The 20739-nt window shown below is 64.8% G+C and carries 14 protein-coding genes and 1 pseudogene; 7 read left to right on the top strand and 8 right to left on the bottom strand.

From position 1 onward, the window contains the following. The first annotated feature begins 44 nt into the window (after window positions 1-44). Window positions 45-659, top strand: coding sequence for a TetR/AcrR family transcriptional regulator (locus U1R88_RS32465; protein WP_322435032.1), 615 nt, complete (start codon window positions 45-47; stop codon window positions 657-659). Between the two features lie 23 nt (window positions 660-682). Here the strand turns inward: U1R88_RS32465 and U1R88_RS32460 are convergent, their stop codons facing one another. Then, entirely contained in the window at window positions 683-1981 is a 1299-nt protein-coding gene (locus U1R88_RS32460) for a CynX/NimT family MFS transporter (RefSeq protein WP_322435031.1), read from the bottom strand. A gap of 234 nt (window positions 1982-2215) precedes the next feature. Between U1R88_RS32460 and U1R88_RS32455 the strand changes: the two genes are divergently transcribed. After that, complete coding sequence (locus tag U1R88_RS32455) at window positions 2216-3883, top strand: amidohydrolase (RefSeq protein WP_322435030.1); 1668 nt, start codon at window positions 2216-2218, stop codon at window positions 3881-3883. 95 nt (window positions 3884-3978) lie between these two features. On the opposite strand, the gene U1R88_RS32450 is transcribed toward U1R88_RS32455, so the two are convergent. The 5 genes from U1R88_RS32450 to xdhA all read right to left on the bottom strand — a co-directional run bounded on the left by U1R88_RS32450 (window position 3979) and on the right by xdhA (window position 11305). After that, window positions 3979-4314 (bottom strand): hypothetical protein, encoded by a 336-nt coding sequence (locus U1R88_RS32450; protein ID WP_322435029.1) that lies wholly within the window; start codon window positions 4312-4314, stop codon window positions 3979-3981. Between the two features lie 163 nt (window positions 4315-4477). Beyond that, window positions 4478-6421, bottom strand: coding sequence for a solute carrier family 23 protein (locus U1R88_RS32445; protein WP_322435028.1), 1944 nt, complete (start codon window positions 6419-6421; stop codon window positions 4478-4480). A gap of 172 nt (window positions 6422-6593) precedes the next feature. Then, window positions 6594-7466: a xanthine dehydrogenase accessory protein XdhC gene (gene xdhC, locus U1R88_RS32440; protein WP_322435027.1), complete on the bottom strand. Its 873-nt coding sequence runs from the start codon at window positions 7464-7466 to the stop codon at window positions 6594-6596. Continuing rightward, on the bottom strand, window positions 7459-9828 hold the full coding sequence (gene xdhB / locus U1R88_RS32435) for a xanthine dehydrogenase molybdopterin binding subunit (RefSeq protein ID WP_322435026.1): 2370 nt from the start codon (window positions 9826-9828) through the stop codon (window positions 7459-7461). Before xdhB ends, xdhC begins: the two co-directional genes overlap by 8 nt. After that, on the bottom strand, window positions 9821-11305 hold the full coding sequence (gene xdhA, locus U1R88_RS32430) for a xanthine dehydrogenase small subunit (protein ID WP_425545516.1): 1485 nt from the start codon (window positions 11303-11305) through the stop codon (window positions 9821-9823). Before xdhA ends, xdhB begins: the two co-directional genes overlap by 8 nt. Before the next feature lie 657 nt (window positions 11306-11962). On the opposite strand from xdhA, the gene guaD reads away from it, so the two are divergent. Further along, complete coding sequence (guaD, locus tag U1R88_RS32425) at window positions 11963-13294, top strand: guanine deaminase (protein WP_322435024.1); 1332 nt, start codon at window positions 11963-11965, stop codon at window positions 13292-13294. Window positions 13295-13682: 388 nt separating this feature from the next. Beyond that, window positions 13683-15140, top strand: a complete 1458-nt coding sequence (locus U1R88_RS32420) for an NCS1 family nucleobase:cation symporter-1 (RefSeq protein ID WP_068283823.1) — start codon at window positions 13683-13685, stop codon at window positions 15138-15140. Window positions 15141-15183: 43 nt separating this feature from the next. On the opposite strand, the gene U1R88_RS32415 is transcribed toward U1R88_RS32420, so the two are convergent. Then, the gene (locus tag U1R88_RS32415) at window positions 15184-16176 is read right to left on the bottom strand and encodes a carbon-nitrogen hydrolase family protein (RefSeq protein ID WP_322435023.1); all 993 of its coding nucleotides are present in this window, start codon (window positions 16174-16176) and stop codon (window positions 15184-15186) included. A 526-nt stretch (window positions 16177-16702) separates the two neighbouring features. Here U1R88_RS32415 and U1R88_RS32410 point away from each other — a divergent pair. Next, window positions 16703-17665 carry a hypothetical protein gene (locus tag U1R88_RS32410; RefSeq protein ID WP_322435022.1) on the top strand — a complete coding sequence of 321 codons (963 nt, stop codon included), beginning with the start codon at window positions 16703-16705 and terminating at the stop codon, window positions 17663-17665. 11 nt (window positions 17666-17676) lie between these two features. On the opposite strand, the gene U1R88_RS32405 is transcribed toward U1R88_RS32410, so the two are convergent. After that, window positions 17677-18579 carry a LysR family transcriptional regulator gene (locus U1R88_RS32405; RefSeq protein WP_322435021.1) on the bottom strand — a complete coding sequence of 301 codons (903 nt, stop codon included), beginning with the start codon at window positions 18577-18579 and terminating at the stop codon, window positions 17677-17679. A 228-nt stretch (window positions 18580-18807) separates the two neighbouring features. On the opposite strand from U1R88_RS32405, the gene gcl reads away from it, so the two are divergent. Both gcl and U1R88_RS32395 read left to right on the top strand, forming a co-directional pair. After that, entirely contained in the window at window positions 18808-20583 is a 1776-nt protein-coding gene (gcl, locus tag U1R88_RS32400; protein WP_322435020.1) for a glyoxylate carboligase, read from the top strand. 58 nt (window positions 20584-20641) lie between these two features. Continuing rightward, window positions 20642-20739, top strand: a pseudogene (locus U1R88_RS32395) (hydroxypyruvate isomerase); the annotation flags it as partial.

Here is a 20739-nt window from a genome sequence, read left to right as displayed (position 1 = left end):
TTTTAAGTCAATATCAATTTTAGAACATGTTCAGAGGATGCGAGATGGCGGGGTTACGCGCAAAGCAGAAGGCGGACAGGAACCGGCGCATCCTGGAGGCCGCCACCCGCCTCTTCCGCGAGGGGGGCTATGACAGCGCGCGGATCGAGGACATCGCCGAACTTGCCGAGGTCTCGGTCGGCACGCTCTACAATTATTACCAGAACAAGGGCGACATCCTGCTCGCTGCCGTCACCATGGAGGTGGAGGAGGTGCTCGAGGCCGGGCGCCGGATCGTGGCCAATCCGCCACCGACCGTGCAGGCGGCCCTGCAGGTGCTGATCGCGCAATATTACGACCATTCCCTGGTCTATCTGTCCAAGGAGATGTGGCGGGTCGCCATGGCGCTGTCGATCCAGCAGCCCGACAGCCCGTTCAGCCGGCGCTATACCGAGCTTGATCGCCGTCTGTGCGGCCAGGTCTCCAGCCTGGTCCTGACCCTGCAGAAGCGCGGCGCCGTGCGCGCGGATGTCGATGCGGCGGCGGCCGGGGAAATGTTCTTCAACAACCTCAATCTGATGTTCATCGAATTCGCCAAGGACGAGGCGATGCCGCTGGATGCGCTGAAGGCCCAGGTCGAGCGGCAGAACCGGCCGTTATCGGGTTTGATTGCGGCGTGAGGCCATCGGGGCGGCAGTCGAGGCTATTGCTCGACCTGCACGATCTTGTCCTGCCCCGCTTCCAGGGCGCTCCAGGCGGCGACGAGGGCGAAGGCGATGAACAGGAGCGTCGGCGCGGCAAAGCTGCCGGTGATGCCACGCAGCACGCCGGCAAGCAGCGGGCCGAAACCGGCAATGATATAGCCGAAGCCCTGCGCCATGCCGGACAGGCGGGCCGCGACATGCGCATCGGGTGAGCGCAGGATGATCAGCGTCATCGCCACGGCGATCAGCCCGCCCTGGCCGATGCCGCAGAAAATGGCGCCGATCCAGGTGAGCGGCAAAGGCAGCCAGTAGCAGCCGGCAAAACCCACGGCGCCGCAGGCAAGCAGGGCAAGGCAGACGAGACGCTGGTCGCGCCCGCGCATGGCCAGGGGCGGCACCGCCAGGCAGGCCAGCATCTGCACCACCACGGAGCCAGACACCAGGAGGCCGGCACTGGTGCCTTCCATGCCGCGGTCGCGCAGCATCGGCGCCATCCAGCCGAAGACGATATAGGCCATGGCCGATTGCAGGCCCATGAACAGCGTGACCTTCCAGGCGAGCCTGTCGCGGAACAGCCCTTTCACGGCCGGCTTGGCAGAGGCGTGGTCATGGCCCGCTCGGAGGGCCTGCGGTGCCCAGATCACGGCCGCCGCGAGCGCCGGCACGCCCCATAGCGCCAGCGCAGCAGGCCAATTGCCCGACAGCGCCTTTTCGAGCGGCACGGTAAAGGCCGCGGCGGCGGCCGCGCTGCCGCACAGTGCCATGGTGTAGAGCCCCGTCATCAGGGCGATCTGCCTGGGGAAGTCGCGCTTGACCAGCCCGGGCAGCAGCACGTTGATCATGGCGATGCCGGCTCCGGCCAGGAAGGAACCGACGAAGAGGAAAGGCGCCTGGCCGAGGCCGCGCAAACCCGTGCCGAGCGCGATGGTCAGCATGGAGGCGAGGATGACGCGCTCCGCCGAGAAGCGCCGTGCGAGGCTGGGAGCCGGGAAGGAGAAGATGCCGAGGCAGACCACCGGCAGCGTGGTCAGTACGCTCGACCACAAGGAGTTGAGGCCGGTATCGCGCACGATTTCCGGCAGGACCGTCGACAGGCTGGAGAACACCGCCCTGAGGTTGGCGGCAATCAGCACCAGGCTGACACCGAGCAGGATGCGTGCCGCCAGGCTCGCGCCACCGGGCTCCGGACCTTCTTCGACATCGATCAGCGGCTCTCCCGGCGGCTGATGAAGCTGCGGATGGAGTTCCTGGGAATCCGCAGAAGGCCGGAGCTGCTTCTCGAAGGATCTGTCGGTCAAAGAATGTTCGATTCGAAATGGAGAAAATCGGGGCAGCCAGGATCGGAAAGCGGCGCGAATACCCTTATCAATAAAGAGATCGGCCTGGGCGCTCAACCATCCTGCATCCCGATGCGTGCAGGGGAGGCATGCGCCAAAACGCGGCAGGCCGTCGGCCTCTGTCCTGCTTGCCCGGCCTGCCGGAATAGGCTCTGTTGCGCACCAAACTGTAAAGGCAGCATTCCGGGGGCGCACATGCCGCAGGCCGATCTCATCATCCACAATGCCCGCATTCTCACCATGGACGAGCAGCGGCCGCGGGCGCAGGCCCTAGCGGTCGTCGGAAACCGGTTGCTCGCCGTGGGCAGCGACAGCGAGATCCTGGCTTTGGCGGGCGAAGGCACGAGGCGCATCGATGCCGGCGGCGGCACCGTGTTGCCCGGCTTCAACGAAGCCCATATGCATATTTTCGGTGGTTCGGTGTCGCTGACCCAGCTTTCCCTGTTCGGGGTGAAGGGCTTCGAAGCCCTCAGGCAGGCGGTCACGGCCTATGCGGCCGCCAATCCCGATCTGCGCCTGCTCGTCGGCCTGTCGGCCGACTACACCATCCTGTCGGAGACCGAGAAGGTTAACCGCCATCATCTCGATGCCATCCTGCCGGACCGGCCCTTCATGATGCTGGCGCCCGACCGCCACACCGCCTGGGCCAATACGGCCGCGCTGAAGGCCGCCGGCATCCTGGAAGGGCGCGACGTCGGGGTGGGCAACGAGATCGTCATGGGCGAGGACGGCCTGGCCACCGGTGAGCTCAAGGAAACCAATGCCATCGATCCGGTGGCGGAAATGGGCGTCACCGCCGGGCGTGACCATCTCGGCATCGGCACGGGTGGGGATCCCGACCATGTCACGCCAGAGGAGCGGGCTTCCGATCTCGCGCTGATCCGCCGGGGCCTGGCCTATTGCGCCGAGCTCGGCCTCACCAGCGTGCAGGCGATGGACGGCAATCTCTACCAGCTTGAGATCCTGGAGGAGATCGAGCGCGAGCATGGCTTGCCGGTGCGCGTGCGCATGCCTTTCCACATGAAGAACTTCATGGATCTTGATATGATCGAGACGAAGGCGGCCGGCTGGCGGCGGCGTTTCGACAGCGACAGGCTGCGTTCGGACTTCGTCAAGGTCTTCGTCGACGGCGTCACCGAATCCGGCACCGCCGTGATGGTGGACGACTATGCCGACGAGCCCGGCTGGAAGGGCGAGCCGCTGTTCACGGGCGAGCACTTCGCGCAAGTGGCGGTCGAGGCGGACAGGCTCGGCCTGCAGGTCGCCGTGCATGCCATCGGCGACGGCGCCGTGCGCATCGTGCTCGACGGTTACGAGGCCGCGCGCAAGGCCAATGGGCCGCGCGACAGCCGGCATCGCATCGAGCATGTCGAGGTGGTGCATCCCGACGATGTCGGGCGCTTTGCCGAGTTCGGCACGGTGGCGTCCATGCAGCCGACGCATCCGCCCGGCTCGGCGGGCCTGCCCCTGGAGCCCTATCTCACCCGCATCGGCGAGGCGCGCTGGCCGCTCGCCTTCGCCTGGCGCACCCTGAAGGATGCCGGCGCCCGCATCGTTTTCGCGACGGACTGGCCGGTCTCGCCGCTGTCGCCGCTCGGCTGCATCCAGGATGCGATGACCCGCCAGCCCTGGAAGGAGGGCATGCCCGACCAGCGCCTCAGCCTGATGGAAACGCTCGCCGCCTATACCAGCGAGGGGGCCTTCGTCGAGTTCATGGAAGACCGCAAGGGCCGGCTCAAACCCGGCTACCTCGCCGATATCGTCGTCCTCTCCGGCGATATCGAGGCGACGCCCGCGGCAGAACTGGCGGCCCTGCGCCCGCTCGTGACGATCTGCGACGGCAGGATCACCCACCAGGCCTGAGACCCGGTTCGTTCAGGCCGCCGCCACGATCTCGGTCGTTTTCTGCTTCGGAAAGAGCCCTGGCGTCATCGCCAGGCCTTACAGGCTATCGGGCCTCAGCCTTTTTTGGGCTTCTTCTCCGGCAGGGGCAGGCTTGCGGCCTTGGAGTCGGAGGCCTTGGCCTTGCCGGAACCCTCTTCCGCGGCTTCTTCGGCTTCATCTGCGCCGCTGCCGGCAAGCCTATGCTTGATGGCCAAAGCATAAATCGTGTTCAGTACATTGCGATCAGTCAGCGCTGGATCACTGAGAGCAAGAAATCCTGCCCTGGCGATGCGTTTGCTGTTAGCCTTCGAGACGCGCCCGACGATATACGTATAAAGAGCTTCGTCAGCGAGGCCAGACGTCGCTCCTTCGATCAAATATTCATAAATTTTCTTCTTGGTGTCACCCACGTGCCGGTCCTTCGATTGTGAATCGGGCAGACCATGCGTCATCGGGGTGTCACAAACAACCCTGCTCGGATCGGGCAGGCGTGAGGCGGAGATTACAAATGCCGAAAGCCCCCGGCGGGGTGTGCCGGGGGCTTTCCTTGCGATCGCTCTGGCGCAAGACGCTCTAGGCGAAGCGCTCCTGCAATTGCACCAGGTGGGAGGAGGCGATCGGATTGGCGTTGGCGACGAGCTTGTCGAAGCGATGGTTGGCGATCTTGGCGATCTCGATCAGGCCCGAGGAGCGCTCGACGGTTGGCGAGTTGGCCATGCGTGACCAGCCGGTTGCCAGCACCCGTTCGTAGCGCTCGACTTCATGCGCGCAGATGATCAGCGGGAAGCCGAAATGCTTGCGATAGGCCACGGCCAGCCTGTTGACCTCGGCCAGGTCCTCATTGTCGATGCCGGCATCGGCATGATCCAGCAGATAGGCATTGCCGGCATCGCTTTCGCTGCCGAGATCGGCGAAGGAGTTCAGCAATTGCAGCTGTTCCTCGGCCGAGCCGGTGAGCAGGGCGTCGTGGAAAGCCGAGCGCAGTGCGATGGTGTCGGCGAAGGGGCGCAAGGCATAGGCCCGCTCCAGCACCCAGGGCGTGTCCTCGACCAGGCCGCCGAAGGTCTTGGCGAACTCGGCGCTGCCCATCCTGTTGACGTCTGCAAGGGTGACCAGCGTGTGGCCGGGTCGCCCCGCCACGGCGGGGCTGTGCACCTTGCCGACATGGTTGAAGATGACGTTGAGCGCGATGGCGGAGATGGCGCCGAGCGTGATGCCCGAGCCGAAGATGATCTGCGCCCATTGCGGGAAGGCGTTGGCGACGAAGGGCTGCGCCGTCACCAGCATGCCCAGGCCCACGCTGGTCGAGACGATCACGATGTTGTTGTGGTTGTTGAAATCGACCTTGCTGAGCGTCTGGATGCCGACCACGGCCACCGCCGCGAACATGGCGAGCGCAGCGCCGCCGAGCACGGGATGCGGGATGCCGGCGACGATGGCGGCGGCCTTGGGCAGCGAGCCCAGGATGATCATGATCACGCCGGCGGCGACGATCACCCAGCGGCTCTTGACCTGGGTGAGGCGGACCAGGCCGACATTCTCGGCAAAGCAGGTATAGGGGAAGGAGTTGAGCACGCCGCCGATGAAGGTGGCGAGGCCGTCGGCCCGGATGGCGCGGCCGATATCTTCCGGAGCGATGCGCTTCTTGACGATCTCGCCGGTGGCGAAGACGTCCCCGGTGGTCTCGACCATGGTGATGATCATCACCACCATCATCGACAGGATGGCGGTGATCGAGAAGGTCGGCCAGCCGAAATAGAACGGCGAGGTGTAGCCGACCCAGCCGGCATTGGCGACTTCGCTGAAATGCGCATCGCCCAGGGCCCAGGCCGCCAGGGTGCCGGCGACCAGGCCGATCAGCACCGCCACCGTCTGCATGAAGCCCGTGAACACGCGCTGGATGCCGACGATCAACGCCAGCGTGCCGAAGGCATAGGCGAGGTTCTTGAGCAGGACCGGGTCCTGCATGGCGTTCGGCCCCTTGCCCACCACGATGTCGTTGGCGGCGACGGGCAGCAGCGCAACGCCGATGATCAGGATCACCGATCCCGTCACCACCGGCGGAAAGAAGCGGGTGAGCCTGGAGAAATAGGAGGCTGCGGCGAAGGTGAACAAGCCGGCCACCAGCACGGAGCCATAGATGGAAAGCAGGCCCTCGGTGCCGCCGCCCACCGCGAGGCCGATGGCGATCATCGGGCTCACGGCGGTAAAGGTCACGCCCTGCAGCAGCGGCAGCCGTACGCCGATATTGCCGATGCCGACCGCCTGGATGATCGAGGCGATGCCACAGGTGAAGAGATCGGCGTTGATCAGGTGAATCAACTGCTCCGGGCTGAGCTTGAGCGCGCTTGCCACGATGATCGGCACCAGCACGGCGCCGGCATAGAAGGCGAGCACGTGCTGGAAGCCGTAGGTCGCCAGCTTGGCAAAAGGCAGCACCTCGTCAACGGGATGCACCCGTGTGGTTTGCGCAATGGCGGCACTGGCCGCCGGGTTGGTCTGTGCAAGCGTCGTCATGGGACGTTTCCCCTCCTGATGTTGGGTCTCGCTCCGGTCTTCGGCCGGGTGGCGAGGGCAGGTTCAGTTCCGTGGCATGGACATGGGCTTGGGCGTGCAGCGGCGATCCTCGCCGCGAGCGGGAGGAGGATGCCGGTCTTCCGGGGTGGTTCTGACGAGGGCCGGCCGGGTGTCAGCCGGCCTTGGCTGGAGCCCAGCGGGGCCGTCGCAGCCGGGCGGCACGCTGGGCGAAGCACCGCACCAGCTCGGCCGCCGTCAGGCTGGCAATGATTTCGGGGCGCTTGTCGTCGACATCGGCGCCGCCGATCGGGCAGGTCAGCTCGCCGAGCATGGCATTGGTGCCGCTGTTGCGCAGGAACTGGCTTTCGAAGCGTTTGCGCTTGGTCTTGGAGCCGATCATGCCGACATAGGCGGCATCGCGGCGTTCCAGGGCCGCCTCGGTCAGGCGGTAGTCGAGCGCATGGCTGTGGGTGAGGATGATATAGGCGGCGCCGGCGGGAGCGTCCGCGATGGCATCGGCCGGATCCTCGAGATGAAGCGTGCGGCAATTCTCGGGCAGGCCGGTGAACATCTCGGCCCGATCGTCCACCAGCGTCACCGCGAAGGGCAGCAGCGAAAGCATGCTTGCGAGCGCCCGGCCGGTATGGCCGAGCCCGAACACCAGTACCGGTGGCCGCGCATCCAGGAGCTTGGCCTCGTGGTCGCCGAGCCAGGCGGCGACCTTCGTGGTCACCGGCTCGAAGCGCAGGGTGACATGGCCGCCGCAGCACTGACCCATCATCGGGCCGAGCGGCAGGTCCATGCTTTGGGAGGCGGGTCCGCGTCCTTCCTTGCCTTCGGCAATCATGGAGCGCGCCACGTCGATGGCATGGAATTCGAGATGGCCGCCGCCGATGGTGCCGGCAACCGCATCCGAGGTTACCAGCATCAGCGCATCGACGCCGCGCGGCGTCGAGCCCAGGGCTGCGGCGATCTCGACCAGGATGGCCTGGCGGCCATCGGCCTCGATCATGGCGAGGAGCTTGCCGATCTCGAGATCAACCATGACCCCCGCTCCTCTCCCGCATCTTGGCGCGCATCGCCTCGACCGCGAAGAGGACGCGCTCGGGCGTGGCGGGCGCGTCGAGATCGGGGAAGATCTTGTAGTCGCCGATGCTGGCTACCGCGTCCGACAGGGCATGCAGGACGGAGATCGGCAGTACCAGCGGCGGCTCGCCCACCGCCTTGGAGCGGTGGATCGAGGGCATGTGGTTGGGCTTGTTCAACAGGTCGATGTTGAAGATGCGCGGCCGGTCCGAGGCCACCGGGATCTTGTAGGTGGAGGGCGCGTGGGTGCGCAGGCGCCCCTTGTTGTCCCACCACAATTCCTCGGTGGTCAGCCAGCCCATGCCCTGCACGAAGCCGCCTTCGATCTGGCCGATGTCGATGGCCGGGTTCAGCGAGGCGCCGACATCGTGCAGGATGTCGACGCGCTCGACCCGGTATTCGCCGGTCAGCGTATCGATCGTGACTTCCGAGGCGGCGGCGCCGTAGGAATAATAATAGAAGGCGCGGCCGCGGCCGGCCTTGCGGTCCCAGTAGATATCGGGAGTGCGGTAGAAGCCGGAGGAGGAGAGCTGGATGCGGTTGCCATAGACCTCCTTGACGAAATCCGGCCACTCGATCTCGCGATTGCCGACCCGCACGCGGCCGGGCAGGAACTCCACCTGGTCCTCGGGCACGCCGTGCTTCTCCACGGCATAGGCGACCATGCGCTCCTTGATGTTGTTGCAGGCGTTCAGCGCCGCCATGCCGTTGAGATCCGTGCCGGAGGAGGCGGCCGTCGGCGAGGTATTGGGCACCTTGGCGGTGGTGGTCGGCGTGATCTTGACCATGTCGAGATCGATCTGGAAGGCCTGCGCCACCACCTGGGCCACCTTGATGTAGAGGCCCTGGCCCATTTCGGTGCCGCCATGGTTCACGCTCACCGAACCGTCGGTATAGACGTTCACCAGCGCTCCGGCCTGGTTCTGCCAGCTATTGGTGAAGGAGATGCCGAACTTGACCGGCGTGAGGGCGATGCCACGACGGAAGGTGCCTCCGCGGGCATTCTCCCTGATATTCTCGGCGCGGATTTCGGCGCGTCGGGCCTGGTAGTCGCTGGATTCCTCGAGCTTGGCGATGATCTCGGCCGAGAGGTCAGCCTCCACCGTCTGGTGATAGGGCGTGAGATCGCGGCCGGGCCCGCCATAGAAATTGAGCTTGCGGATCTCGAGCGGGTCCTTGCCGGTGGCATAGGCCACTTCCTCGATCAGGCGCTCGGCGCCGATCACGCCCTGCGGTCCGCCGAAACCGCGGAAGGCGGTATTGGAGACGGTGTGGGTGCGCCAGGGCTGGGCGTTGAGGCGCACGGCCGGATAGAAATAGGCGTTGTCGGCGTGGAACAGCGCGCGGTCGGTCACCGGGCCGGAGAGGTCGGCCGAGAAGCCGCAGCGGGCGGCGAACAGGATGTCGACGGCCAGGATGTGGCCTTCGTCGTCGAAGCCGACTTCGTAGTCGATCACGAAATCGTGGCGCTTGCCGGTGGCGACCATGTCGTCGTCGCGGTCGGGCCTGAGCTTGACCGCCTGGCCGGTGCGCTGTGCCGCCAGGGCGGCGATGGCGGCGAAGATGTTGCCCTGGGTCTCCTTGCCGCCGAAGCCGCCGCCCATGCGGCGGATCTCGCAGGTGATGGCGTTGCTCGGCACGCCAAGCACATGCGCCACCGCGTGCTGGATCTCGCTGGGATGCTGGGTGGAGGAATAAAGGGTTACGTCACCGTCCTCGCCCGGCACGGCGAGGGCGATGTGGCTTTCCAGATAGAAATGCTCCTGGCCGCCGAGATTCATCGAGCCCTTGATGCGCCGGGGTGCGGCGGTCATCGCCGCATCGAGATCGCCGCGGTTGAGGCTCATCGGTTCGGCGACGAGATCCTTTCCGTCCTTGCGGGCGGTGGCGATGTCGAGAATCGCCGGCAGCTCCTCATAGGTGATCTTGGCCTTGGCCGCAGCCAGGCGCGCCTCGTTGCGGGTACGGGCGATCACGGCGAAGATCGGCTGGCCGTAGAACATCACCTTGCCCTCGGCGAAAACCGGGTCGTCGTGATGGTTGGAGGGGCTGATATCGTTGACGCCGGGAATGTCGGCCGCCGTGAGCACCAACTCGACGCCGGGGCTGTCCTTCACCGCCGAGAGGTCGATCTCCTTGATCAGGCCATGGGCGCAGTGCGACAGGCCGAGGGCGGCGTGCAGCAGGCCGGCTGGTTCGGGCATGTCGTCGATATAGAGGGCCTCGCCGGCCACGTGCTTGTGGCCGGAATCGTGGCGGATGGATTGATAGACGCCGCCGGAGACCTGGTCGCGATTGGCTGCGAAGACGGGCTTATGCATGGGCGTCACTCCGGAGGATGCCGGCAACCCGGTGAACGGAGCCGGTGGCCGTCTCGGCCTGGAAACGGCGGATCAGATTGGCAGCCACCGTCGAGCGGTAGCGCGCACTGGCGCGCCAGTCGTCGAGCGGCTTGAAATCGCTGGCCAAAGCGAGGGCTGCGGCCTCGGCGGCTTCGGCATTGAACGCCCGGCCGGCAAGGGCCGCCTCCGCGGCGGCGGCGCGCTTGGGCGTGGCAGCCATGCCGCCGAAGGCCAGCACGGCATTCGTAGTGAGGCCCGCCCCATCCCGCTCGAGGCGGAAGGCGGCGCACACGGCCGAGATGTCCTCGTCGAAGCGCTTGGAGATCTTGGAGACGTGGAACAGCGTGCCCGGCTTCGGCTTGGGCACGATCAGGGCCTCGACGAAATCGCCCGGCTGGCGGTCCTGCTTCTTGTAGGCGATGAAGAACTGTTCCAGCGACACGATGCGCCGCTCGCCGCCGCGCCGCAGGATCACGCTGGCGCCGAGGGCGATCAGCACCGGCGGGGAATCGCCGATGGGCGAGCCATTGGCGACATTGCCGCCGATGGTGCCGGCATTGCGCACCTGCTCGGAGCCGAAGCGGCGGATGAGCTCGTCGATCTGCGGGTCGAGAGCGCCGAGCGCGGCGCGCGCGTCGCTGACCGAGACCAGGGCGCCGATGACGAGATGGTCGCCCTTGTCCTCGATGCGGTCGAGTTCGCCGACGCGGCCGAGGGTGATCACGGTGGCCGGACGCATCAGCATCTTGGTGATCCACAGGCCGACATCGGTAGCACCCGCCACCAGGGTGGCGTCGGGATGAGCGGCCGTGAGTTCGGCGAGCTGATCCGCGGTGGCGGGGGCGAACAGCTTGCGGCTGCCCTCGGAAATCTCGATGACCTCCTGGTCGGCGAGGCCGGCCAGCTTGCGGGCGATCTCGGCGCGACCGACATTCAGGGAATCGGAGCTGGACGCCTCGATCTCGTAGGCCCGGTCGAGCGCCGAGATGATCGGGCCATAGCCGGTGCAGCGGCACAGATTGCCGGCGAGGGCCTCCTCGATGCGATCGCGCGAGGGGGGCTCGGCGGTGCCCAGCCATAGGGCGGTCAAAGACATCACGATGCCGGGCGTGCAGAAGCCGCATTGCGAGCCGTGCAGCTCCACCATGGCCTGCTGGACGGGATGCAGGCCGCCGCTTGCCTTCTTCAAATGCTCGACGGTGACGATGTGGCAGGCATCGAGGGTTGCCAGGAAGCGGATGCAGGCATTGATGGCTTCATAGCGCAGCTCGCCGTCACGAAGCCGGCCGATCAGCACGGTGCAGGCGCCGCAGTCGCCCTCGGCGCAGCCTTCCTTGGTGCCGACGAGCCGGCGCTCGTTGCGCAGCCAGTCCAGCAGCGTCAGCGTGGGGTCGAAGCCCTCCAGCGAGAACTGGCGATCGTTGAGTAGGAATCTTACGGTCCGGCGCATGATCATCCGTGTGGTTTGGCGAGGTCTGTCTACCGGTTTCCCGGCTTGCCGACCCTGCAGCATAATCGATGAAGGCACTGAAGCGAGCCAGGCAAGAAGCATGCCCGGCCCCGAACATACCAACGCATGCCCGGCGACTGGCGACCCGAGGACGGGTGCACGGCGGCGAACATGCCAAGGAACTGGAACCGGGGCTGGAGCCCGGCCGATCCGCAACGGGATCGGAATGTGATTGGGGGATGTCGATCCGGCCTCCCTGCGCCGGCGCCTCCTCCCAAGGTCTCCTAGAGCAAAGCGCGTTCACACACGAACGCTTGTTTGCTCTAACTCTTTGTTCCGACGCGTCTTTGCGATTCTCAGTGATTCCGAGAAATCACAAAACGCTTTAGTCAGGCTCGTTTGTGGCCTCTTTGTAGCACTTATAATTTCCCGTGGGGCGTCACAGCGGTAGATATGCCTCGCATGAAGGACTTCCCAATAAAATGTGACAATCGCCCGAAGACGATATGGTTATGATGTCTGGCATGATCGGTGAGCCATGCCGTGGGATCCTGGTGTATTTGCAGGATCCTGGTTCGTGCCCGCATTGAAGGCACGGCCTCTTCACCAGAACAAAGCACTTTAGTCGTGCGCCCCTCGCGCCAGCCAGAAGGAAGTGACGTTGTGACGACGAAGGATCTCTCGCGGGCGGATAAGGCCCTGCGCGGCCGCCTGCTCTGGTTCGTGGAGCGTCCCGAAGAGCATGGCGAGAGCGCCGTGCGCTATGTCGAGGACGGGCTGCTGGTCCTGGCCGGCGGCAAGATCCTGGCGGCCGGCGAGACCTCCGTTCTGCGCCCCCAGCTTCCCGCCGCCACCGTGATCCATGATCATTCGGGCCGCCTGATCACGCCCGGTTTCATCGATCCGCATATCCATCTGCCGCAGACCCAGGTGGTGGCGTCGTGGGCGGCCCAACTGCTCGACTGGCTCAACACTTATACCTTCGTCGAGGAACAGAAATATGGCGATCCGGCCCATGCGGCCCGCGGCGCAGCCTTCTTCTTCGACGAATTGCTTTCCAACGGCACCACCACGGCCGTGGCCTTCTGCTCGGTGCATTCGGCCTCGGCCGAGGCCTTCTTTGCCGAATCCGAGCGGCGCAACACCCGCATGGCCGCCGGCAAGGTGATGATGGATCGCTATGCGCCCGACGCGCTCACCGACACCGCTCAATCCGGCTATGACGACAGCAAGGCCCTGATCGGGCGCTGGCATGGCCGCGGCCGTCAGCTCTATGCGATCGCGCCGCGCTTTGCCATCACCTCGACGCCCGCACAGCTCGAAGCCGCCGCAACCCTGTCGCGCGAGCATCCGGACTGCCTGGTCGAGACCCATATTTCGGAAAATCTGGAAGAAGTCGCCACTGCCAAGCGGCTCTATCCCGAATGCGCCGACTATACCGCGATCTATGAGAAATACGGGCTGCTCGGCAGCAAATCGCTGATGGGGCATTCGATCCATCTGTCCGAGAGCGAGCGCCAGCGTTATGCGGATGCCGATGCGGTCGCCGTGTTCTGCCCGACCTCCAACCTCTTTCTCGGTTCGGGGCTGTTCGATTGGAAGGCGATGCGCGATCCCAACAGGCCGGTGCGCATCGGCGTTGCCACCGATATTGGCGGCGGCACCTCCTATTCCATGCTGCAGACCATGAACGAGGCCTATAAGGTGCTGCAATTGCAGGGCCAGCGCCTGGATTCGCTGGCGCTGTTCCACGCCATGACCCGCGGCAACGCCATCGCCATCGGCCTTGAGCATCTGATCGGCAGTTTCGAACCGGGTCTTGAATGCGATGCCGTGGTGCTCGACGCCAGAGCGACTCCCGCCATGGCGCATCGCATGGAGACGGTGACTACCCTGGCCGAGGAGCTCTTCGTGCTGGTCACGCTGGGCGACGACCGCGCCGTCGAGGAGACCTATGTGATGGGCGAGCCGAAGAAGCCGCGCAAGCGCGGCTGAGGCTTATTTTAGGGATGTGCGGACTTCCGGTTCGCCTCCCTCTCCTCCAGAAGGTTCTGCGCCCCCGGCCTGGTAACAGCCCGCCATCGCGATGCGAGAGGCGGGTTTTTTCTTGCCATGTCGGCGCGTGGACGCGCGTGTTCGCCGCCGGACTGTGCAGGCTGCCGCTTATTCAGACAGTATTGCCGGCAACGATGGTCAGGCGGAGTCAGTACAGGTAAAATATCGGTGCTCATTGCATGGATGCTGATTGACTTGCATCTTTCGAGCGCTCTGACTTGCAGGATGCGGCGCCAAGATTCGGCTCAGCAATGACGCATGGAATGCCGCCGGACATTACCATGCGTCAGGTTGTAACCTCCGGCGGACGAGCGCGGGAGAGGGGATAATGGAGATCAAAGGGGCATCGCCCGACCTCTACAACGAGGATCTGGCCCCGGCGAAAATTCGCAATTGGGGGCCGTTCAGCATCTTCAACGTCTGGACCTCAGACGTGCACAGCCTGTGGGGCTATTATCTCGCCGCGAGCCTGTTCCTGTTCTGCGGCGGCTTCGTCAATTTCATCGTGGCCATCGGCATCGGCTCGCTGGTCATCTATGCGCTGATGAATCTGGTGGGTTATGCCGGCGTGAAGACCGGCGTGCCCTATCCGGTGCTCGCCCGCGCCTCCTTCGGCATCTGGGGCGCCAACCTGCCGGCCTTGGTACGGGCCGTGGTCGCCTGTTTCTGGTATGGTGCCCAGACGTCGGCCGCTTCAGGCGCCATCGTGGCGCTGCTGATCCGCTCCGACAGTTTCGCCCAGTTCCATCGCGACGTGCATTTTCTCGGCCATTCCGGGCTCGAAGTGATCTGTTTCGTGGTGATCTGGGCCCTGCAGCTGCTGATCATCCAGAAGGGCATGGAGACGGTGCGGCGCTTCCAGGACTGGGCCGGCCCAGCGGTGTGGGTGATGATGCTGATCCTGGCGATCTATCTGTGCGTCAAATCCGGCAAGTTCGCCTTTTCCAGCGATATTCCGCTCGATGTCCTTCTCGACAAGACCAAGGATGCCGGGGTGCCCGGCACGCCCGGCTCCTGGACCTCGCTGTTCGCGGTTGCCGCGATATGGGTGACCTATTTCTCGGCACTCTACCTGAATTTCTGCGACTTCAGTCGCTATGCGCCCGACAAATCGGCGGTGCGCACCGGCAATCTCTGGGGCCTGCCGGTCAATCTGGTGCTGTTCTCCATGGTGGCCGGCGTCACCACCATCGCCGCCTACGACGTCTATGGCGAGGTGCTGCTGCATCCCGACCAGATCTCGGCCAAGTTCGACAGCTGGTTCCTGGCCCTCCTTGCCGCGCTGACCTTCGCAGTGGCGACGCTGGGTATCAATGTCGTGGCCAATTTCGTCTCGCCGGCCTTCGATTTCGCCAATGTCTTCCCGCGCGCCATCGACTTCAAGAAGGGCGGCTACATCGCGGCCTTCATTGCTCTGGTGCTCTATCCCTTCGCGCCTTGGGAAGGCAGCGCCGCCAGCTTCGTCGGCATCATCGGCGCCACCATGGGGCCGATCCTCGGGGTGATGCTGGTCGACTATTATCTCATCCGCAAGGGTGAGATCGACGTCGAGGCGCTCTATCGCGAGGATGGCGAGTTCCGCTTCCAGGGCGGCTGGCATGTCAACGCCCTGATCGCCGCCGGCATCGGCGCACTGTTCTCCTCCATCCTGCCCAACCTGACCAATTGGCTGCCGGCCTGGTGGGGTATCTATGGCTGGTTCTTCGGCGTCGCCATCGCGGGCATCATCTACTACGCACTGCGCTCGCTTGCGCCGGGCGTGAAGGTGTCGGGCGCGAAGGCCTGAGCGGCAGCGGTAAGGCAAAGGGGGCTTTCGCCCCCTTTGCCGGTCAGAACGAATTGCGGGCGTCGCTTCTGGGATCGCCGTCGATTTTATGCGCCTCGTAGAGATCGGAACGGGCGGTTCGCCGCCATGGCCGCGCGGGATGGTCTCGATCCGTCGTGATGTCGGTAACGGCGATGGCCGGTGTGCCATCTGCCGGGCATTGGGCGTTCCACCGGCCGTCCGGTGCAGCTATTCCGGAGGGGACCATCACGCTCTGCGGCGCATGGGCGGCGTAGCTGACCCAATAGGCATTGCTGGCCGCGTGTCCCAAGGCCTCTGCCGCGAAAGGCGGCGCGGCCGACGGGCTCTCGCCCGTTGTCGAGAACAGGACGCAATCGACATCGAGCCTTTCATAGTCGGTGAATATCTCGGGATAATGCGCCTCCATGCCGAGCGCACAGCCGAAACGCAGATCGTCGACCTCGAAGGTCACCGGCTGCTTGCCCGGCGAATAAATGAAGGAGATCTTGGTGTTCGAGAGCATGCGCTCGTCATAGCGGGTGACGAGATCTCCGCGATTGGAGACGACATAGAGGCTGTTATGCGGCCGGTGCGGTGGGGTCAGGCGATGGACCGCCCCGAACACCGTCCATAGCCCGAGCGCCCGCGCGAGCGTGCTGATCGCGTCGAGTTCCTCGCCGAGAACCGCCCAATCGAATCGGGTCCAGTCTGAGGGGCCAACGTCGCGCGGACCACTCGCAGACATGATGCGCTTGTTGGGAGAGCAGGTCGCACCCTCCGGGAAATGGATCAGTCGCGCGCCGGCCCTGTGGGCGTCGCACATCAGCTGTCGCATTTCCATGCCGCTGGTGCGAAGTGCGGAGCTGTCGCGAGGATCGTTGAAGAGCGAGGATTGCACCACCGCCAGCCGCACCGATTGGGTGTCGGCGTGGCGCGGTTGTGCCTCACGAACATGTCTGAGCGCCGCGGTGTAGGACTCGCCCGTCTTGGCCGCGCGCGCACGGACACGGCGCTTGAGATTGCCATTCTGCGTCATTGTCAGGCCTTTCACGCCCCGGACGCAAGTTCCCCAGCAACCACGCCCGAAACGATCGGACCAGGACGACGACCCGAGACGGAAGTCCCTTTGCCTCCGTTTAAGGCCATGCTGGGGAAGGCCTTGGGAGGTTGGGCGTGGGCCACGCCTGGGTAAAAATGTCGGTCCTGCACCGGTTCGTCAAGGGGCTGCGGACTTGTGCAACCCTGCCGCGGTACCCTCCTCAGTCCGTACCACCCAGGGAGTTGCCTGGCACGAAGCCCCCTATCCCGCGTTCCGAGATCTGGAGGAGAATGCGAACGAGATGCTGGGGACCTGCCGCTGGTCTTTCTTCGTCAAGGCCAGGGAATAATTGCCTATTCCCACAGTAATTCATTCCCGGGATGCAGATTGTGTCGAATTTTTTTCAGTAGGTATGAAAATGCCGCGTATTAATTTATATTATTGTCAAATAATACTTCTTGAAGAACATTATGGTGACCATATAGACTGCTTCATATACTGCGCAGATCATTCGGGGCGGGCAATGAACTGGAATGGCGCTTTTCCCTTCGATAGCCACGACATGTCGGTGCTCTACACCAGGGAGGTCGCGCGGTACGAGGAGCAGCGCCAGCGCGATGCTCAGGCCGCGGCGGCCAATGCGGCCCTCGACATTTATGCCGGCATCGATGGTACCGGCCCCTATTCCGACCGGGCCTATGAGGCGGAGTTCCGCAACAGTTTCGTGCAGCGCCTTTATCGGAGCTGGGGCAACGAGGCCCGATATTACCGGCGTGGCCCGAGCCGCGACGGTGTCTCGACGCCGGCCCTGGGCATCGGTGCCTATCGCTCCGTGCGGGAGCGCTATCGGCACAAGGCGTCCGGGCCCAAACGCATTTTCTTAGCCGGCTATAGCCGGGGTGGTGCGGCCGTGGTCTATGCCGCCTCCCTGCTCGCGCTGGAGGGCCTTCCCGTCGATGGCCTCTTCCTGTTCGATGCCGTCGACAGGCAGCCCTTCAATTCACCGCTCTTCATTCCGCCCAATGTCCGGGTGTGCTTCCATGCCCGCCGTGATCCGAAGACGGGGTCGCGGCTGCTGTTCGGCAGCTATGCGACGCGGCGCACGCCGGGTGCCTCGACCATCTACAAGCAGCAATATTTCTTCTGCACCCATGGCGGTATGGGCGGCACGCCCTGGGGTGTCGCCGATCCCGACGGCTATATCAACGAATCCAATGATTACCGGCCGCCCGGTGCCGGTGGTGCACAGCGTCCTTCCGCTTCGCCCGTAGATCGTCTGGCCGGCGACCGGACGACGCGCGAAATCCTGAAATATACCGGGCCGGGGGCCAATGGCGCCCTGGAAGCCTATGACGCCTACAGGCATTTCAGCCGGACGAAGGTCACCCTGGCCCAGGAACAGGCCGAGTCAGCGCGGGTGTGGATCTGGATGTCGACGGCCCTGAAGGTCTTGCGCCGGGAACTGGCCGCCATCCCCGTTTCCTGAGCAGCGGAAGTTCATTGGCGGCCCGGCTGCGCGCGCCAATCTGCAAGGAAGCGGCGCGCAAAGGCTAGGAAGCGGGCCAGCACCGGGCTCGGCTCGCGCTGATAGACCATGCTGACGTCAGCGCTGGGGGCGGGCGGCACCAGGTCGCGATAAATCACCTCGGGCCGCGACAGGGCGCTGACGCTGCGGGGGGCGAGGGCGACGCCGAAGCCGGCCGCCACCAGGCTGGTCAGCGAATAGGATTCGATCACCTGCTGGCTGATGCGCGGGATGAAGCCTGCCTCCACACAGCATTGACGCAGATAGACCGCAAAGCTGGAATCACGCAGGCGCAGGAAGACATGTTCGTCCTCATGGAGCTCGGCCAGAGCGATGGCGCCGCACTCGGCGAGGCGGTGGCCTGATGGCAGGAAGACGCCGACGGGCTCGCGCCAGGCGGTTTCGTGCACCAGTTCGGCATCCTCGGGTGGCATGCGCAGGAAGCTGATGTCGACGGCCCGGGTCGCGAGCGCGTTGAGCTGGGCCTCGGGTGCCATTTCATGCAGGCCGATCACCACGCCCGGAAAGCGGCGTCGATATTCCGCCATCAGGGCGGCGAGCGGACCGAGCAGCATGGAGCCGGTCGCTGCCACGTTGAGTGCGCCCGTCATGCCCTGGCCGATCGCCTTGACCTGCGTCGCCGCCAGTTCGGCACTGGCGATGATGCTGCGGGCATGGGCGAGGAAGGCCGTGCCGGCTTCGGTCAGCTCCACCTTGCGGCTGGTGCGCAGGAACAGCACCGCGCCGAGCTCGTGCTCAAGGTCGCGGATCTGCTGGCTCAGTGGCGGCTGCGAGATGTGCAGGCGCTGTGCCGCGGCCGTGAAGCTGAGCTCCTCCGCCAGGGCGATGAAGTAGCGCAGATGGCGCAATTCCATGGCAGTCCAGCATCCATATGTTTGAGATATTGATTATACCGAACCATATATTGGACTAATAGCCCTTCCCCTGCAATCTTCAGGCAGCAATGGGCGGGAAACACCGCTCCGTCGAAGAATTCAACCACGCCCTGGATTCGATCCCATCGGTTGTCTGCAAGGCGTGATTTTCAAAAGACAGACGCAATTCCGATCCGCGGATCGAAGAATGCTTGAGGAGAAACGCTCATGGCCCGCATGACCGCGGCGGAAGCTGCTGTGCACATCATGGAAAAGGAAGGTGCGACCTGCGCTTTCGGCGTTCCGGGTGCTGCGATCAACCCGCTCTATGCCGCGCTGCGCCCGCGCAACCAGATCAAGCACGTACTGGCCCGCCATGTCGAGGCCGCTTCCCACATGGCCGAGGGCTATACGCGCGCCAAGGCCGGCAATATCGGCATCTGCATCGGCACGTCCGGCCCGGCCGGCACCGACATGATCACCGGCCTCTATTCGGCGTCGGCCGATTCCATTCCGATCCTGTGCATCACCGGCCAGGCGCCGCGCGCCCGCCTGCACAAGGAGGATTTCCAGGCCGTCGACATCGCCGCGATCGCCAAGCCGCTCACCAAGATGGCCGTGACCGTGATGGAGCCGGCCCAGGTTCCCGGCACCTTCCAGCAGGCCTTCCACCTGATGCGCTCGGGCCGTCCCGGTCCGGTGCTGATCGACCTGCCCTTCGACGTGCAGACCGCCGAGATCGAGTTCGACCCGGAAACCTATGAGCCCCTGCCGGTCTACCGGCCCAAGGCGACCCGCGCCCAGATCGACAAGGCCATCGCGCTCCTGCAGGACGCCGAGCGCCCGTTGATCGTGGCTGGTGGCGGCATCATCAATGCCGATGCCTCCGACAAGCTCGTCACCTTCGCCGAACTGACCGGCGTGCCGGTGATCCCGACCCTGATGGGCTGGGGCACGATCCCGGACGATCATCCGCTGATGGTGGGCATGGCCGGCCTGCAGACCAGCCACCGCTATGGCAATGCCACGCTGCTCGCCTCCGACTTCGTGCTCGGCATCGGCAATCGCTGGGCCAACCGCCACACCGGCACGGTCGAGGTCTACACCCAGGGCCGCAAATTCGTGCATGTCGACATCGAGCCGACCCAGATCGGCCGCGTCTTCGCGCCCGACTACGGCATCGCCTCGGATGCGGGCCTTGCACTCGACGTCTTCATCGAGGCCGCTAGGGAACTCAAGGCGCAGGGCAAGCTCAAGGATCGCTCCGCCTGGCTGGAGGAGTGCCGCGAGCGCAAGAAGACCCTGCTCCGCCGCACCCATTTCACCGAGACGCCGATCAAGCCGCAGCGCGTCTATGAGGAGATGAACAAGGCTTTCGGCCGCGACACCACCTATGTCTCGACCATCGGCCTGTCGCAGATCGCCGCCGCCCAGTTCCTGCATGTCTACAAGCCCAGGGGCTGGATCAATTGCGGCCAGGCCGGCCCGCTCGGCTGGACCCTGCCGGCCGCCCTCGGCGTCTGCGCCGCCGATCGCAGCGCCTCGGTGGTGGCGATCTCGGGCGACTACGACTTCCAGTTCATGATCGAGGAACTGGCGGTGGGCGCCCAATTCAACCTGCCCTATGTGCATGTCCTGGTGAACAACGCCTATCTCGGCCTGATCCGCCAGTCGCAGCGCGGCTTCAACATGGACTTCCAGGTCCAGCTCTCCTTCGAGAACATCAACACGCCGGAGCTGGGCGTCTACGGTGTCGACCATGTCAAGGTGGCCGAGGGCCTGGGCTGCCGCGCCATCCGCGTCACCGATCCCGAGAAGCTGCATGAAGGCTTCGTGGAGGCCAAGCGCCTGGCAGCCGAACTGCGCGTGCCGGTGGTGGTCGAGGTCATCCTCGAGCGCGTCACCAACGTCGCCATGGGCATTGATCTCGACAAGGTCACGGAGTTCGAGGACCTCGCCCTCGATGCCAAGGACGCGCCGACCGCGATCGCGCTCCTGGATTGAGCATTTGATCGGTTTTCACCCTCCCCTCGATGGGGAGGGTAAAAGAGGGCCATAGAATATGCCTAAATTTGCCGCCAACCTGACCATGCTGTTCAACGAAGTGCCGTTCATGGAGCGCTTCGCGGCAGCCGCCCGCAACGGCTTTGCGGGCGTGGA

This window comes from Labrys sedimenti, assembly GCF_034424805.1.
Taxonomy (GTDB): domain Bacteria; phylum Pseudomonadota; class Alphaproteobacteria; order Rhizobiales; family Labraceae; genus Labrys; species Labrys sedimenti.
Note: the sequence above shows the minus strand (reverse complement) of the source record. Positions and strands in the feature narration are given on the sequence as shown.

Excerpts from the sequence above, each read along its gene's own strand:
- U1R88_RS32445 (WP_322435028.1), bottom strand. The coding sequence starts at position 6,421 with ATGACGACGCTTGCACAGACCAACCCGGCGGCCAGTGCCGCCATTGCG.
- xdhC (WP_322435027.1), bottom strand. The coding sequence starts at position 7,466 with ATGGTTGATCTCGAGATCGGCAAGCTCCTCGCCATGATCGAGGCCGAT.
- U1R88_RS32420 (WP_068283823.1), top strand. The coding sequence starts at position 13,683 with ATGGAGATCAAAGGGGCATCGCCCGACCTCTACAACGAGGATCTGGCC.
- U1R88_RS32415 (WP_322435023.1), bottom strand. The coding sequence starts at position 16,176 with ATGACGCAGAATGGCAATCTCAAGCGCCGTGTCCGTGCGCGCGCGGCC.
- U1R88_RS32465 (WP_322435032.1), top strand. The coding sequence starts at position 45 with ATGGCGGGGTTACGCGCAAAGCAGAAGGCGGACAGGAACCGGCGCATC.
- U1R88_RS32455 (WP_322435030.1), top strand. The coding sequence starts at position 2,216 with ATGCCGCAGGCCGATCTCATCATCCACAATGCCCGCATTCTCACCATG.
- U1R88_RS32410 (WP_322435022.1), top strand. The coding sequence starts at position 16,703 with ATGAACTGGAATGGCGCTTTTCCCTTCGATAGCCACGACATGTCGGTG.
- xdhB (WP_322435026.1), bottom strand. The coding sequence starts at position 9,828 with ATGCATAAGCCCGTCTTCGCAGCCAATCGCGACCAGGTCTCCGGCGGC.
- gcl (WP_322435020.1), top strand. The coding sequence starts at position 18,808 with ATGGCCCGCATGACCGCGGCGGAAGCTGCTGTGCACATCATGGAAAAG.
- U1R88_RS32405 (WP_322435021.1), bottom strand. The coding sequence starts at position 18,579 with ATGGAATTGCGCCATCTGCGCTACTTCATCGCCCTGGCGGAGGAGCTC.
- xdhA (WP_425545516.1), bottom strand. The coding sequence starts at position 11,305 with ATGATCATGCGCCGGACCGTAAGATTCCTACTCAACGATCGCCAGTTC.